The 15,042-nt window shown below is 63.0% G+C and carries 13 protein-coding genes and 6 tRNA genes; 13 read left to right on the top strand and 6 right to left on the bottom strand.

Annotation, left to right across the window (positions count from 1 at the left end):
* Positions 1–468 precede the first annotated feature (468 nt).
* From V4529_00945 to V4529_00935, 3 genes are all read left to right on the top strand, one after another.
* On the top strand, positions 469–810 hold the full coding sequence (locus V4529_00945) for a metalloregulator ArsR/SmtB family transcription factor (GenBank protein MES2356885.1): 342 nt from the start codon (positions 469–471) through the stop codon (positions 808–810).
* 3 nt (positions 811–813) lie between these two features.
* A complete protein-coding gene (locus V4529_00940) occupies positions 814–1,320 on the top strand; it encodes an SRPBCC family protein (GenBank protein MES2356884.1) in 507 nt (168 codons plus the stop codon).
* 103 nt (positions 1,321–1,423) lie between these two features.
* Positions 1,424–2,317 carry an MBL fold metallo-hydrolase gene (locus V4529_00935; protein ID MES2356883.1) on the top strand — a complete coding sequence of 298 codons (894 nt, stop codon included), beginning with the start codon at positions 1,424–1,426 and terminating at the stop codon, positions 2,315–2,317.
* 131 nt (positions 2,318–2,448) lie between these two features.
* Here the strand turns inward: V4529_00935 and V4529_00930 are convergent.
* The 6 genes from V4529_00930 to V4529_00905 form a co-directional block, all read right to left on the bottom strand.
* Positions 2,449–2,521: transfer RNA gene (locus tag V4529_00930), tRNA-Gly, on the bottom strand.
* Between the two features lie 16 nt (positions 2,522–2,537).
* Positions 2,538–2,609, bottom strand: a tRNA-Thr gene (locus tag V4529_00925).
* A gap of 75 nt (positions 2,610–2,684) precedes the next feature.
* A tRNA-Leu gene (locus V4529_00920) sits at positions 2,685–2,766 on the bottom strand.
* A gap of 124 nt (positions 2,767–2,890) precedes the next feature.
* A tRNA-Asp gene (locus V4529_00915) sits at positions 2,891–2,965 on the bottom strand.
* A gap of 91 nt (positions 2,966–3,056) precedes the next feature.
* Positions 3,057–3,128: transfer RNA gene (locus tag V4529_00910), tRNA-Glu, on the bottom strand.
* 23 nt (positions 3,129–3,151) lie between these two features.
* A tRNA-Glu gene (locus tag V4529_00905) sits at positions 3,152–3,224 on the bottom strand.
* 162 nt (positions 3,225–3,386) lie between these two features.
* On the opposite strand from V4529_00905, the gene V4529_00900 reads away from it, so the two are divergent.
* From V4529_00900 to V4529_00855, 10 genes are all read left to right on the top strand, one after another.
* Positions 3,387–5,699, top strand: a complete 2,313-nt coding sequence (locus tag V4529_00900; GenBank protein ID MES2356882.1) for a bifunctional salicylyl-CoA 5-hydroxylase/oxidoreductase — start codon at positions 3,387–3,389, stop codon at positions 5,697–5,699.
* Positions 5,696–6,502: an SDR family NAD(P)-dependent oxidoreductase gene (locus tag V4529_00895; protein MES2356881.1), complete on the top strand. Its 807-nt coding sequence runs from the start codon at positions 5,696–5,698 to the stop codon at positions 6,500–6,502. Before V4529_00900 ends, V4529_00895 begins: the two co-directional genes overlap by 4 nt.
* Entirely contained in the window at positions 6,499–7,014 is a 516-nt protein-coding gene (locus V4529_00890) for a MarR family transcriptional regulator (GenBank protein ID MES2356880.1), read from the top strand. Before V4529_00895 ends, V4529_00890 begins: the two co-directional genes overlap by 4 nt.
* Positions 7,011–7,844 (top strand): enoyl-CoA hydratase family protein, encoded by an 834-nt coding sequence (locus V4529_00885; protein MES2356879.1) that lies wholly within the window; start codon positions 7,011–7,013, stop codon positions 7,842–7,844. Before V4529_00890 ends, V4529_00885 begins: the two co-directional genes overlap by 4 nt.
* Positions 7,844–9,055: an acyl-CoA dehydrogenase family protein gene (locus V4529_00880; protein ID MES2356878.1), complete on the top strand. Its 1,212-nt coding sequence runs from the start codon at positions 7,844–7,846 to the stop codon at positions 9,053–9,055. The genes V4529_00885 and V4529_00880 overlap by 1 nt, the downstream gene beginning before the upstream one ends.
* Positions 9,052–10,692, top strand: a complete 1,641-nt coding sequence (locus V4529_00875; GenBank protein ID MES2356877.1) for an AMP-binding protein — start codon at positions 9,052–9,054, stop codon at positions 10,690–10,692. The genes V4529_00880 and V4529_00875 overlap by 4 nt, the downstream gene beginning before the upstream one ends.
* A 5-nt stretch (positions 10,693–10,697) precedes the next feature.
* Positions 10,698–11,093, top strand: a complete 396-nt coding sequence (locus V4529_00870; protein MES2356876.1) for a RidA family protein — start codon at positions 10,698–10,700, stop codon at positions 11,091–11,093.
* Positions 11,090–12,307: an acetyl-CoA C-acyltransferase gene (locus tag V4529_00865; protein MES2356875.1), complete on the top strand. Its 1,218-nt coding sequence runs from the start codon at positions 11,090–11,092 to the stop codon at positions 12,305–12,307. The genes V4529_00870 and V4529_00865 overlap by 4 nt, the downstream gene beginning before the upstream one ends.
* Positions 12,304–13,161 carry a 3-hydroxyacyl-CoA dehydrogenase family protein gene (locus V4529_00860; GenBank protein MES2356874.1) on the top strand — a complete coding sequence of 286 codons (858 nt, stop codon included), beginning with the start codon at positions 12,304–12,306 and terminating at the stop codon, positions 13,159–13,161. Before V4529_00865 ends, V4529_00860 begins: the two co-directional genes overlap by 4 nt.
* 154 nt (positions 13,162–13,315) lie before the next feature.
* On the top strand, positions 13,316–14,986 hold the full coding sequence (locus V4529_00855; protein ID MES2356873.1) for a PAS domain S-box protein: 1,671 nt from the start codon (positions 13,316–13,318) through the stop codon (positions 14,984–14,986).
* The last annotated feature ends 56 nt before the right edge of the window (positions 14,987–15,042 follow it).

Raw genomic sequence — 15,042 nt, 5'->3', positions numbered from 1 at the left:
TCGGCCTGTGTGCACGGGAAGCTGGTCCATCCCGTGACCGATCAATTATGGACTGCCCGGATTCCGCCCGCAATAGAGACGCGTCCGCGGATGGCGAATGCCTCGCAGGTCGTGGCAAGAGCGCACGCGTTGGACGACTCAAATGCTGTGGATCATTTCGGCCCAACTGTTGGGCGTCGTAGCGCCAACTTCTCCGACACGACCAACGGCCTCAACATAAGCGACGCGTCGGTCGGGTCGCTCGTGCCGGTTACCGCCAATCGACGCGAGGGTGCGACGGAGTCCGCGCCTTACGTCAAACGCCCGTGGTGCACAACGGAATCACGGGCGTTTGAGCCCACAGCGTGCGGTTTACACGACAGCGGCTGGCCGGTTTCGAACCCCCGACGTACAGCCTGGGTAGCACCGCCATGCCCTCCACTCTCCTTCCCGTCTTGACATATTCCGATATCGGCATATGATTGGGCCATGGCAAGAGCAGCAACGACGTCGGACGTCTTCAACGCGATCGCCGAGCCGCGGCGGCGACAGATTCTGGTGCTGCTGCGGTCGGGCGAGCGGCCGGTGACGGAGTTGGCCCACGAGCTGGGGATGAGCCAGCCGGGGGCATCCAAGCACCTGCGGGTGCTTCGGGAGGTCGGACTGCTGAGCGAGCGCAAGGCGGGCAAGCAACGGCTGTACCGACTCGACGCCCGCGGGCTGCGACCGCTTCACGAGTGGACGGGCGGATTCGAGCAGTTCTGGAACGAGAGCTTCGACCGGCTGGACGCGTATGTCCAGGATCTCAAACATGCAAGACGGGAGGAGTGACCAATGGCAGCAACAGGATGGGACGCGTCGCCGCAGTCCGCGACGGCCGACCGCGAGATCGTGATCTCCCGGGTCATCGATGCCCCGCGAGAGCTGGTGTTCGAGGCGTTCACGGAGGTGCGGCACCTGTCGCGATGGTGGGGGCCGGATGGGTTCACCACCACGACGCGGGCGTTCGAGTTCCGCGTCGGCGGGGATTGGGACTTCGTGATGCACGGACCGGACGGTACGGACTACGAGGAGTGGATCGCCTGGACCGAGATCACCCCGCCGGAGCGGATCGCGCTGCTGCACGGCGAGTCACGCGGCGACCCGAACGCCTTCGAGTCGCTCCTGACGTTCGCGCCAGACGGCGCAGCGACCCGAATCGAGATGCGCACGGTGTTCCCCACCAGGGAGATGCGCGACGAGGTGGTCGAGAAGTACCACGCAATCGAAGGCGGTCAGCAGACGCTGAGCAACCTGGCTGCGTACGTCACCGATATTCTTCTGAACGGAGTCGAGAACTGATGGCCGCCAAGCGGTTTTTCAGCGCGATGACGTTGCTGGACGGGTTCGCCACGCAGCGGAGTGCGGCATGAAGTGGCTGAGATGGGCAGGCTACGGCCTTCTAGTGATCGTCGCCGTGAGCATCCCCGCATACTGGTGGCTCCTTGTTGAAAGCCATACGGCTTCGCCAGCTGCGTATGCCATCGACATCGCCCGGGTAAGACAGCTTGCCGACTCGCAAGCCGGGGAGAAACCGCAGCTCATTCGCGTCGAAACCGTGGCGCATCTGTCGGCGCCCAGGACGATTGTTGTTGCGGGAGACGGCTGGCAACGCACCGATCTGCCGGTGTCGTCCTACGAGCTGGTATATCGCGATCACGTGGCGCTCGTCGATGCGGCGCTCGACGCTGGCATCGCCAAATCCATGAGCGCGCGGGTCTTCGACACCGCTGCGTATTCACGGATGAGCGGCGCGCTGGCCCGCGCCACCCTGATCCTCGTGACGCATGAGCATCCGGACCACGTCGGCGGCCTGCTGGCTCAACCGAACCTGAAAGCCCTGTTGGCCGTCACGCGCCTAACGCGAGAACAGGTCGCCGAGCTCGAGGCGAACCTCAAGTCGGATCCTTTCGCCGCGCTGCATCTGCCGTCCAACATTTTCGATGGCTATCGACCGCTCGACTATGTCCGATACCACGCGGTCGCTCCCGGGGTGGTGCTGATCAAGGCTCCAGGCCACACGCCGGGCAGTCAGATGGTGTATGTCCGCCGAGCCGACGGGGTGGAGTTCCTGTTCGTGGGCGATGTCGCGTGGCAGATGGAAAACATCGAGACCGGTCGAGAAAAGGCCCGAGTGGTGACATTTCTGGCTGGCGAGGATCGCGACAAGGTTCGGGAGGAATTGGCGGGACTCCATCAACTTCATGCCGCCGAGCCCGAGCTCCGCATGATGCCGGGACATGACGCCGCAGCTATCGACTCTCTGGTGAAGAACGGATTGCTGGTGAAAGGGTTCTGAAGCCTGCGCGGGGTATCGCACCGGTTCGGGGATCGTGTCCGTCCGGAGACTCGTCCAAACGCAAAAATCGCCGCGCGGATAACTGCGCGGCGATTCGTCTCGACGACTGTGATTCGACAATTTGCACCAGGAGCGGGTGATGGGGTTCGAACCCACGACATCCAGCTTGGGAAGCTGGCGCTCTACCAACTGAGCTACACCCGCAACGCTCACTCAAAAGAGCCACAGATCGGGATTGAACCGATGACCGCTCGATTACGAATCGAGTGCTCTACCACTGAGCTACTGTGGCATGATCGCGCACACGATCCCAAGTGCGCCGTCCGATCCACCAAAACCGCCCGCAATGCCCTGCTCCACCACTTCATGCCCTCGCGCGGACTCGAACCGCGATGCCTTTCAGCACAAGCACCTCAAGCTTGCGTGTCTACCAATTTCACCACGAGGGCGGCCGTCCGAACTGCTCCTTCAGGACCAATATATCCGGCTGTCACACCGGCCCAAACTGCAACATGGATTCCCAAGGCGCGGATGAATCCGCGCCCTACCGCGGGAATGACGATCTAAAAAATACGGGGCCGACGGGGGTCGAACCCGCGACCTCTCGAGTGACAGTCGAGTGCTCTAACCAAACTGAGCTACGGCCCCAAACACAAAACACCCACACGCGGACCCTTCCCGCGCCCCATCCCGCCAACCGCGCGGGCCCAACAACCTAACCAAACTGCGTCCAACCCTATAGCCCCAAGGGGAATCGAACCCCTCTCTGCACCGTGAAAGGGTGCCGTCCTAACCGATAGACGATGGGGCCGCGACGGTCCGTCCATGGCAAAATAGCGCTAACGGGATTCGAACCCGTGTTTGGGCCTTGAGAGGGCCCCGTCCTGGTCCCCTAGACGATAGCGCCGCGACACCTTGTTCGACCTGTTTCCCCGGTTCGCCCGGAGCCTTGCAATATCGCCAGTTACCAGCCAGGAAATCAACCCGTACGAAGTTGATGTTTTAGGCTTATAATATCTCCGCACCAACCTGCACCTGCTCCGCCCCTCGGCATTCCATGAGCCTATAAGTGCGCGTCGTCACCATCGGCGGTGGTCCCGCCGGCCTCTATTTCGCCCTCCTCCTCAAGAAGGCGCATGCGGAGCACGACGTAACTGTACTCGAACGCAATGCACCCGGCGTCACCTTCGGCTGGGGCGTGGTCTTCTCGGATCAGACGCTGCAGAACTTCCAGGCCGCCGACGAGGACACGTACCACACGATCGTCGAGCACTTCGCCCACTGGGACGACATCGACGTTATCGTCGGCGACAGGACCATCACTTCCGGCGGACACGGCTTCAGCGGAATTGCACGCCGCACTCTCCTCGACATTCTGCACCGACGCGCTGTGTCGCTCGGCGTCGACGTTCGCTTCAATTGCAATGTCGCCAGCATCGAAGCTCTCGACTCAATCCGCGCATGCAACAACGCCGATCTCATCGTCGCTGCCGACGGTGTCAACAGCTCGATCAGACACGAGCGCGCGGCCGTGTTCAAGCCGCACCTCGATGTGCGCCCGGCACATTTCGTCTGGTTCGGTACGACACGCCCGTTCGACGCATTCACGTTCTTCTTCGTCCAGAACGAGCTCGGCGTATTCCAGGCGCACTGCTACCGCTTTGAAGACGGGCTTTCCACCTTCATCGTCGAATGCGACGACGAATCATGGCACCGGGCGGGTTTTGACGGAGCCGACGCGTCGACAACGATCGCGATCTGCGAGCGCATGTTCAGCCAGTGGCTCGATGGCCATCATCTGATGAGCAATGCGACGCATCGGGAGCGTTCGCCGTGGGTCAACTTCGTTCGCGTCACCAATGAGCGCTGGTTCGACGGCAACGTGGTGCTGGTCGGCGATGCCGCTCATACCGCGCACTTCTCGATCGGTTCCGGCACCAAGCTGGCGATGGAAGACGCGATATCGCTCGCACGCGCGGTCTCGAGTCACTCCTCACTTCCGTCCGCGCTCCAGACGTATCAGGACGAGCGCATGATCGAAGCGCTGCGTCTCCAGAACGCATCCCGCAACTCGATGGAGTGGTTCGAGAACGTTCGACGTTACATCCACCTTCCCCCTGAACAGTTCGCGTACAGCCTGCTCACGCGCAGTCAGCGTGTCAGCCATGAAAACCTGCGCCTCCGCGACTCGGCGTACCTCTCCGGCGTCGAGCGCTGGTTCGCGGCAAGAGCGACCGCCGCCGCCTCGCGGCCGACGACGATGGATACCGAGGTCGCCCCGCCGATGTTCACGCCGTACACCTTGCGTGGCATGACGCTGGCAAATCGCATCGCGGTCGCGCCGATGGACATGTATCGTTCCGTTGACGGAGTGCCGGGCGAGTTTCACATGGTACACCTCGGTGCACGGGCACTGGGCGGCGCAGGGTTGATCTTCACCGAGATGGTATGCGTGTCGCCAGACGCGCGCATAACGCTCGGGTGCGCCGGCATGTACACAAGCGAGCACGCGAAAGCCTGGAGGCGCATCGTGGACTTCGTGCACCGCGAGAGCGACGCCAAGATCTGTCTGCAGTTGGGTCACTCGGGTCGTCGAGGCTCGACGAAGCTCCCGTGGGAAGCGAGCAATGCCTCACTGGATGCCGGCGGATGGGAGACCATCGCGCCATCCGCGATTCCGTACACACCGGCGATGCACACGCCGCGCGAGATGACGCGAGCCGACATGGATGCAGTACGCCACGACTTCGTTCGCGCCGTACGCTATGGCATCGACGCAGGCTTCGACATGATCGAGCTGCACTGCGCACACGGATATCTCATGTCGAGCTTCATCACACCACTCAGCAACCGTCGCAACGACTGTTACGGCGGGTCACTGGAAAACAGGATGCGTTTTCCTCTCGAAGTATGCACCGCAATGCGCGACGCGTGGCCGGCCGACCGGCCGATGTCGGTCCGCATCTCGGCGACGGACTGGGTCGAAGGAGGAGTGGACGGCGCTGAGTCGGTCGAGATCGCGCGCGCATTCGTCGACGCCGGCGCGGACATCATCCACGTGTCCACCGGAGAAACGTCGATCGACGCGCAGCCTGTCTATGGGCGTATGTACCAGACTCCGTACAGCGACCGAATCCGCAACGAAGCCGGAGTGCGCACCATCGCGGTGGGCAATATTCTCGACGCGGACCAGGTCAATGCGATCATTACATCGGGCCGGGCGGACATATGCGCACTCGGCCGCCCGCATCTCACCGACCCGAACTGGACTCTGCGCGCGGCGGCAGAGCTGGGATATGCGCCTCAGCGGTGGACGCCGTCGTACTATCCCGGACGCCGCCAGCTGGAGCGCGAACTGGAAAAACAACGGAGCACAGGATGACCGAACGCAACAACGATTCCACCGCCCACTTTCTTCGCGGCAGGCACGCGATAGTCACTGGTGGCGGCCGCGGATTGGGTAGAACGATCGCGACGCACCTCGCAGGAGCTGGAGCCAATCTGACGGTCATGGGGCGCGATCACGTGGATCTCGAGGAGTGCGCATCTGAGCTGCGCGACCGATTCGGCGTCGAAGCGCGCGGAGTCGTGTGCGACGTGAGCGATCCGGATTCGGTTTCGGTGGCCTTCTCATCTGCCACGGACGCACTCGGCGCGGCGCACGTACTCGTCAACAACGCCGGCCAGGCGCGAAGCGCGTCGTTCACGGAGACATCGCTCGACCTCTGGGAACACACGATCGCCGTGAATCTCACCGGCCCGTTCATGTGCACACAGCAAGTGCTCCCGTCAATGCTCGGCAATCACGCCGGCAGAATCGTCAATCTCGCTTCCACGGCGGCGCTCCGCGGCTACGCGACGCTGGCTGCGTATTGCGCATCGAAGCACGGGTTGCTCGGCATGACGCGCTCTCTTGCCGCCGAGGTGGCGCAGTCCGGCATCACGGTCAATGCAGTGTGTCCCGGATACACGGAGGGCGGAATGTCGGACCAGGCGGTAGCCGCGATAATGACGCTGCGCGGGGTGAGCGCCGACGAAGCGCTGGCGATGCTCACGCGCCGCAATCCGCAGAAGCGTCTCACGACTCAGGATGAAGTTGCGGCAACTGTCGTGTGGCTCTGCTCGCCGGATGCTTCGGCTATCACGGCTCAGGCGATCGCCGTCGCCGGCGGGGAGGTAATGTGACCGCGTCACTTCGCGCCGAGCCATTGCACGAGGAAATGCAACGCGTCCCTGAGACTCGTGCGGTTCTTCGCACGTGGCTTCGCCTGCTCGCGTGCAGTAACATCATCGAGGGCCGCATTCGCGGCGGGCTGCGCGAGAATTTCGACACCACGCTTCCGCGATTCGACCTGCTGGCACAACTCGACGCCAGCTCTGCCGAAGCGCCGCGCGGTCTGACAATGAGCGAGCTGTCGCGCCGCTTGATGGTCACGAACGGCAATCTCACCGGTCTCGTCGATCGTCTGGTGCGTGAAGGATTGGTCGCGCGCGCGGTCTCGCCGCCGGATCGCCGCACACAAATGATCTCACTCACCGCAGCAGGCAAGGAAGCACTCGGCGCGATGACGCCAGATCACGCCAGGTGGGTCGGTGAAATGTTCGCCGGCCTGACCGACGCGGAGCGGACGCAGCTATACACGCTGCTTGGGAAGCTCAAGCGGTCAGCACAGATCGCGGCGGGTAAGGCGCAATGACCGACGATATACAGGGCGCCGACTTCAAGCCGCGCCATTTTGGATGGAGCGTCGAGGATCGTGTGGCGACCATCACACTCGACCGGCCGGAGCGGAAGAACCCACTCACGTTCGAGGCATATCGAGAATTGATCGGGACGTTTCGTGCGCTGCAGAAGATGGAGGATGTGAAGGCGGTAGTCCTGACGGGCGCGGGCGGGAACTTCTCGTCGGGCGGCGACGTTCACGAGATTATCGGACCACTCGTAGAACTGCGCGATGACGGCGACCTCGACGGCCTGCTCAGCTTCACCAGAATGACGGGTTCACTGGTCAGCGCGATGCGTGACTGCCCGCAACCGATTATTGCAGCTGTCGATGGCGTGTGCGCCGGTGCGGGCGCAATTCTCGCAATGGCGAGCGATCTTCGGTACGGGACGCCGGCAAGCAGAGTCGGCTTTCTCTTTGTGCGTGTCGGGTTGAGCGGTGCGGACATGGGTGCATGTGCGATACTCCCGCGCATCATCGGCCACGGGCGGGCCACCGAACTGCTTTACACCGGACGCTTCATGAGTGCGGACGAAGCGGAGCGATGGGGTTTCTACAATCGCGTGATCGCAGCTGACACTGTACTGCTGGAAGCGCAGGCGATGGCGCGAACGCTCGCCTACGGGCCGACATTTGCGCACGCGCTGACCAAGCGCTGCCTGCACCACGAGTGGGCGATGGCGATCGATGACGCACTGACGCTGGAGGCGGAAGCACAGGCACTGTGCATGCAGAGCGAGGACTTTGCGCGTGCATATCGCGCATTCGCCGCGAAGCAGACCCCCGTATTCGAGGGCGATTGATGACAGATACGTCATACATGGACTGGCCCTTCTTCGAGGAGCGCCATCGCACGCTCGGCGCCGAGGTGAGAGTCTGGGCGGAACGAGAGATCGCACCGCTGGAGAAGGATGAGCCCCGCGGCGCCGAACTCGATCGCGTGTGCACGACGCTCGTACGCGAGCTCGGCAGCGCCGGATGGTTGCGCCGCGCAGTCACGTCCCCGTACGGCGGCATTTCGGAAACCCTCGATGTCAGGAGTCTCTGCATAATCCGCGAGACGCTCGCTTCGTACTCTGGGATCGCCGATTTCGTCTTTGCGCTGCAGGGACTGGGCGCCGGACCGATCACGCTGTTTGGCTCCGACGAGCTCAAACGACGCTACCTTCCCCGCATTGCAGCCGGCGAGGCGATTGCTGCCTTCGCAATATCCGAAGCCGATGCCGGCTCGGATGTGGGCTCGATGCGCACGACGGCAACGCGCGACGGTGACTCGTACGTCATCGACGGAGAGAAGAGCTGGATATCGAACGCCGGCATCGCCGACTTCTACATCGTATTCTGTCGCCTTCGGGAGCCCGAGAACGGCAAGCACGTCGCGCTCGTCGTGGACGCATCGACGGCGGGCCTCGCCATCACTGCGCGCGGTGACATCACGGCCCCGCATTCGATCGGCACGGTATCGTTCGCGGGTTGCAGGGTGCCTGCGACGTGTGTTGTCGGCATTCCCGGCAAGGGGATGAGTGTCGCACTCGGAACGCTCGACGTATTTCGCGCTACCGTGGGCGCCGCCGCACTCGGCTTCGCGCGCCGAGCCCTTGACGAGACTCTGAGTCATGTGACGGATCGCAAGGTATTTGGCGCCCGTCTCGCAGACATGCAGCTGACGCAGGCGCGGATCGCCACGATGGCGACAGACATCGATGCGAGCGCACTTCTGATCTACAGGGCGGCCTGGGCACACGACTGCCGCGCGCAACGAGTGACACGTGAAGCGGCGATGGCCAAGTGGTTCGCTACGGAAGCCGCGCAGAGGACGGTGGATAGCGCGGTCCAGTTGCTCGGCGGACGCGGAGTTGTTGCCGGCGCCACCGTCGAGCGGCTGTATCGAGAAGTTCGCGCGCTCCGGATATATGAAGGCACGAGCGAGATCCAGCAACTCGTTATCGCAAACCAGATACTCGCGCCATACTCGGCGACTTCCACGGTTCCATCGGGAGAGGAGAAGAAATGAGTGAGCGCAGCGGACATGTCGACACGTTCTGCGCCGACAATCTTCCACCACGCGAGTTGTGGCCGCAGATGGACTACGGCTCGCTTCCCGATCTCGCGTATCCCCAGCGATTGAATTGCGCAGCCGATCTGCTCGACAGTGTCGTCAGTTCCGGCCGCGGAGACGCAACAGTATTCCTGTACGAGGGCTCGCGCTGGAAGTATCGCGATCTTCTGGAAGCCGCCAATCAGATCGCGCACGTCCTGGTGGAGGACCTCGGCGTCATCCCCGGGAGTCGCGTGCTGCTCCGCGCTCCGAATACACCGATGCTGGCGGCCTGCTGGTTCGCGGTGCTCAAGGCGGGAGGCGTGGTCGTCTCGACCATGCCGCTGCTCCGCCCCCGGGAGATTGCGTACACGGTCGACAGAGCACGCATATCGCTCGCGCTCACCGACTCCAGGGTTGCGGAGGACTGCGAGCGTGCGATGCTTCCCGACGTTTCCCCAGACGCTCGGAAAGGCGCGCGCGTCGTGCACTTCAACAGCGAGAGCGGCAACGGCCTCGAATCGTTGATGCGGTCGAAACCGACGACGTTCGATAATTGCGATACGAGCGCTGAAGACGTCGCCCTCATCGCATTCACGTCAGGAACGACGGGCCGCGCCAAGGGAACGATGCACACGCACCGCGACGTGCTCGCGATCACCGATTGCTTCGCCCGCTACATTCTGAAGCCGGACGCCTCCGATCTGTTCTGTGGCTCTCCGCCACTTGCATTCACATACGCGCTGGGTGGACTGCTGCTCTTCCCCATGCGGTTCGGCGCGTCCACGTTGATGCTGGAGCAGGCATCGCCGCCCAATCTCATCAGGGCGATTCAGAAGTACCGCCCCACAGTCTGCTTCACCGCACCCACGGCGTACCGCGCGATGCTCGGAATGCTGCAGGACTTCGACGTGTCGAGCCTTCGCAAATGCGTATCCGCGGGCGAAACGCTGCCGGCGGCAACTTTCGAGGCGTGGGAAGCTGCGACCGGAATCAGGATCATCGACGGGATCGGCGCGACGGAGATGCTGCACATCTTCATCAGCGCTTGCGGAGATGACATCCGCGCTGGAGCGACGGGGCGCGCGATACCAGGCTATGAGGCGCGCATCGTCGACGAGTCCGGCACACCGATTCCCCCAGGCGAGATCGGCCTGCTCGAGGTTCGTGGCCCGACGGGCTGCCGATATCTCGACGACGTGGAGCGACAGCGGGCTTACGTGCACGACGGCTGGAACCGTACCGGCGATTCCTACCGCATGGATGAGGATGGCTATTTCTGGTATCAGGCGCGCAGCGATGACATGATCGTCTCGTCCGGTTACAACATTGCCGCGCCGGAGGTGGAGAACGCACTGCTGACGCACCCCGACGTGCACGAGTGCGCCGTCGTTGGCCTTCCGGATTCCGAGCGCGGCAGCATCGTCAAGGCGTTCGTCGTACTGCACCCGCACGCGCGCGACAATCCACCCGCAATAAAGGCGCTTCAGGACTATGTGAAGGCCGAGATAGCGCCGTACAAGTATCCGCGCGCGATCGAGTTCGTCGATACCCTCCCCCGCACCGATACGGGAAAGCTTCAGCGTTTCCGGTTGAGGGAAACAACACCATGAGCGATATCGATGTGATCCAGCCAGACGGCTGGCTCGCGCCGCGGGGATATGCAAATGGGATCAGCGCCCGTGGACGGGTGATCTCAGTTGCGGGCCAGATCGGCTGGAATCCGACGACCGGTGTTATCGAGAGTTCCGATTTCGCACGGCAAACCGCACAGGCACTTCGAAACGTCGTCACGATACTTGCGCGCGCCGATGCGCGACCCGAGCATCTCGTTCGCCTGACATGGTTCGTCACCGATCGCCAAGCATATGTAGATGCACGCGTCCAGATCGGCGACGCGTATCGCGAGATAATCGGGCGACACTTTCCGGCAATGTCCGTGATAATCGTCTGTGGTCTTGTCGAAGCCGACGCGCTGGTCGAAATCGAAGCTACCGCGGTCGTGCCCGAATGAGCACGATACGAGATGGGCGCGACGCGGTGATCGTGGACGCCGTCCGCACTCCCATCGGAAGACATCGCGGCGCACTTGCGACAGTTCGTCCGGACGATCTGGCTGCCAGGGTGATCCGCGCCCTGGTGGAGCGCACCAGAGTGGATTTATCGTCGATCGACGATGTGATCTTCGGGTGCACCAATCAGGCTGGTGAAGACAGTCGCAACGTCGGGCGTCTCGCCGCGCTGATCGCGGGACTTCCGGTCGAGGTCCCTGGCCAGACGGTGAACCGACTGTGCGGCTCCGGCCTCCAGGCGATCGTCAGCGCCACGCACGCCATCCGTTCGGATGAGGGTGATTGTTTCATCGCCGGCGGTGTGGAGAGCATGACGCGAGCGCCGTGGGTGACGCTTCGGCCGGATGAGCCGTTTGCCCGCTCCGTTCCGGAAACGGCTGACAGCACTATCGGTTGGCGCTTCACCAACGCGGCACTTCCGCGCGAATGGACGATATCGATGGGCCAGACGGCCGAAGTCGTCGCGGAGCGATACCACATCTCGCGCGAAGACCAGGATGCGTTCGCGCTGGAGAGTCAGAGGCGTACAGCTGATGCAATCGCGCACGGCCGGTTCGACGCCGAGTTGGTTCCCGTCACGGCACCGCGCCGCGGAGGGGAGCCGGTCGTCGTCGATCGCGACGAACATCCGCGGCCCGACGTCAGCGCGGAGGCGTTGCGCAAACTCCGGCCCGCGTTCCGCGAACACGGCGGCACGGTCACCGCCGGATCGTCGAGCGGCATCAACGATGGTGCGGCAGCACTGCTGGTAATGAGTGAACGCGCTGCCGCGGACAGACATCACACACCGATCGCACGGGTGGTATCGAGCGCCGTCGCCGGCGTTTCACCGGACGTCATGGGCGTGGGCCCTGTCCCCGCCGTGCGGCTCGCGCTCAAGCGCGCCGGGCTGACGATCGACGACATGGATTTAATCGAGCTGAACGAAGCATTTGCGTCGCAGGCGCTCGCCTGCATGCGGGAGCTGCGCATGCCTGCCGATCGCGTCAACGTGAACGGCGGTGCAATCGCACTCGGCCATCCACTCGGCGCAAGCGGCGCGCGAATCGTAACCACGCTCGTCCACGAAATGCGACGGCGCGACGTGCAGCATGGACTCGCAACGATGTGCATCGGGGTCGGTCAGGGAATCGCAATCATTCTGGAGCGCGCATGACCAACGTCGCGATAGTCGGTGCCGGCACGATGGGTCACGGAATCGGATATGTTACCGCCATAGCCGGTTATACGGTAACATTGACGGATGTGGACGAGGACGTTCTCGAGCGTGCTCGCGCCCATATCGGCCTGGCACTCGATTCCGGCGTGATGCGCGGCAAGGTGAGCGAGGAGACACGGCGCGAAGCAATGGGTCGCATCTTCCTTTCGACGAATCTCGAAGGTGCGATCGACGGCGCGCAGGTCGTCATCGAATCCGCCCCGGAGAAGCTTGCGCTCAAACAGGATCTCTTCAGACGGATCTGCGTCGCGGCACCCCGGGACGCGCTGCTCACGACGAACACATCGTCGTTGTCCGTCTCGGAGATCGCTCGCGCGACGGACTGCCCGGAACGCGTGGTCGGGATGCATTTCTTCAACCCTGTCGCGGCGATGAAACTCGTGGAAGTCATCCGCGGTGCGGAAACGAGCGACGAATCGACTGCCAAGGCGCACGCGTTCGCCGAATCGTTGGGCAAGAAGGCGATAGTAGTCCGCGACACGCCTGGTTTCGCCACCAGCCGCCTCGGCATCGTCCTCGGGCTCGAGGCAATGCGAATGCTGGAACAGGGCGTCGCCAGCGCAGCGGACATCGACACCGCCATGGAGCTTGGCTACAACCACCCGGTGGGTCCACTCAGGCTTACCGACATCGTCGGTCTCGATGTCCGGCTCGCTGTTGCCGATCATCTTCACGCATCGCTCGGCGGGGATGCCTTCGCCGCGCCAGCAATTCTGCGCGAGATGGTGGCCGCGGGACACCTGGGAAAGAAGAGTGGCCGTGGCTTTTACAACTGGTTGACACCCCAGTAATCGGGCACCGCGTGGCCCGACGATGCGGTAACTTAATCGTAGCAGGATCGTCCCTCAAACAGCGCGGGATCGTCTTTTACCTCCCGATCTACCGTCGCCACATACACAGATGAACTCGCAGGACCAATCGACGGAACCTCAACATACGACGACGTTGACCGACGCTGATCACGCGCGTGAGCTCGCCGAACGCGAAGAACGGCTGAAGTTGATCTACAACAGTACGCACGACTGCATGTTCCTCATGCGAGTCGAAGGAGTCGGGCAGTTCCGCTGTGAGTCGGTCAATCGGGCCTACACTGCGGTGACCGGCTTGAGAGAGGACCAGGTCGTCGGGCATCGTCCGGAGGACATCCTGCCTCCCGCCGCCGCTGCGTTCGCGCTCGGGCGTTACATGGCCGCGATAGACTCGCGCTCCCCGCTCGTCTACGCTGAAGACATCATGCTTCCGGCTGGCCGCGTGGTGTTCGAGACTATACTGACGCCGATCATCGATGCAAAGGGAGATTGTACGCATCTCCTGGGCGCACTTCGCGACATAACTGCGCGGAAGATTGCGGAGGAGGCACTCCAGGAGAGCGAGGCACGATATCGCCAGCTGTTCGAGAGCAATGGCTCGGTTCAGTTTCTGGTCGATGCGGAGACCTCGCACATCCTCGATGCCAATCCGGCGGCTGAGCGTTTCTACGGATGGACGCGCGAACAGATGCGCGCGATGAACGCATCCGACATCGCCGACATGACGATTGACGAGTGGAAGACATACACTCTTGGCATTACGCATGGAGAGAAGACATCGGCGGTGCGCATCCACAAACTGGCGTCGGGTGAGAAGCGTACGGTGGAGATCTTCGCGGGCGAATTCATGCTGGGTGACAGGCGCGTCTTTCACTCCATCGTCCATGACGTGAGCGACCGGGTGCGCGCAGAGGAAGCGTTGCGTGACTCCGAGGCACGCTTTCGCAACGCCCTCGACAGCAGCCTCGATATCTTCACGGTGCTCGACACGGTTCGCGACGCCGACGGCGTGATCATCGACTTTCGCGTGGTCGAGGTGAATGCGCGCGCCGGCACGGTGCTCGGTGTCGATGCGTCACGGATGATCGGGCGCAGCTTCGGCGAGTTGCTGCCGTACGCGGCGAATGGAGCACTGCTGAAGAGCCTTGTCGCCGTCGCGGAGACTGGCGAAGCAACTGAGACGGAGGTCCAGCCACGCGTTGGGCCACTCGCGGACAAGTGGCTCTCGTGCCAGATCGTTCCGCTCGGACGCGGTGTCGCAATCACCGCACGCGACGTCACCGACCGACGTCGCGCTGAGGATGAGCTGCGTGCGCTTTCGCTCGTGGATTCCCTCACCGGCCTCTTCAACCGTCGCGGCTTCGAAGCGGTTGCAGCGCAGCAACTCAAGAACGCCGAGCACACTACCAAGGCTTCGTTCCTGTTCTACTTCGACATGAATGACTTCAAGGTGATCAACGACACGTGGGGCCACGCCGCCGGCGATGACGCGCTGGTCAAGATGGCCGAAGTCCTGAGGCAGACGTTTCGTGAGACCGACATCATCGCGCGAATGGGCGGCGATGAGTTCGTGGCCCTCGCGCTCAATTGCGGCGAAGTCTCCAACACGGTGCTGGAGCGGCTCAGGTCCGAGCTGGCGCAACAGAACGCGCGCAATGGACTGGCTGGGGTTGGCTACACGCTCTCGTCGGGCGTCGGCATAGCTCGCTTCATGCCCGAAGCACCGCGGACGCTGGAAGGCCTCCTGGCCATTGCAGACCGGGACCTGTACGAGGACAAGCGACTCGGCGGACGCGAAACGGCGTAGACCGCGGTTCCCTCGTTCCGGCACGAACTTTCCCCACAGTGCCGGGCTCTCAGCAT

The sequence above is a fragment of the Gemmatimonadota bacterium genome (genome assembly GCA_040388625.1).
In the GTDB taxonomy this organism is placed as follows: Bacteria; Gemmatimonadota; Gemmatimonadetes; order Gemmatimonadales; family Gemmatimonadaceae; genus Fen-1247.
Note: the sequence above shows the minus strand (reverse complement) of the source record. Positions and strands in the feature narration are given on the sequence as shown.

Bases quoted from the DNA above. Each gene is read 5' to 3' on its own strand.
- V4529_00945 (MES2356885.1), top strand. From the start codon at position 469: ATGGCAAGAGCAGCAACGACGTCGGACGTCTTCAACGCGATCGCCGAG.
- V4529_00940 (MES2356884.1), top strand. From the start codon at position 814: ATGGCAGCAACAGGATGGGACGCGTCGCCGCAGTCCGCGACGGCCGAC.
- V4529_00895 (MES2356881.1), top strand. From the start codon at position 5,696: ATGACCGAACGCAACAACGATTCCACCGCCCACTTTCTTCGCGGCAGG.
- V4529_00885 (MES2356879.1), top strand. From the start codon at position 7,011: ATGACCGACGATATACAGGGCGCCGACTTCAAGCCGCGCCATTTTGGA.
- V4529_00880 (MES2356878.1), top strand. From the start codon at position 7,844: ATGACAGATACGTCATACATGGACTGGCCCTTCTTCGAGGAGCGCCAT.
- V4529_00875 (MES2356877.1), top strand. From the start codon at position 9,052: ATGAGTGAGCGCAGCGGACATGTCGACACGTTCTGCGCCGACAATCTT.
- V4529_00865 (MES2356875.1), top strand. From the start codon at position 11,090: ATGAGCACGATACGAGATGGGCGCGACGCGGTGATCGTGGACGCCGTC.
- V4529_00860 (MES2356874.1), top strand. From the start codon at position 12,304: ATGACCAACGTCGCGATAGTCGGTGCCGGCACGATGGGTCACGGAATC.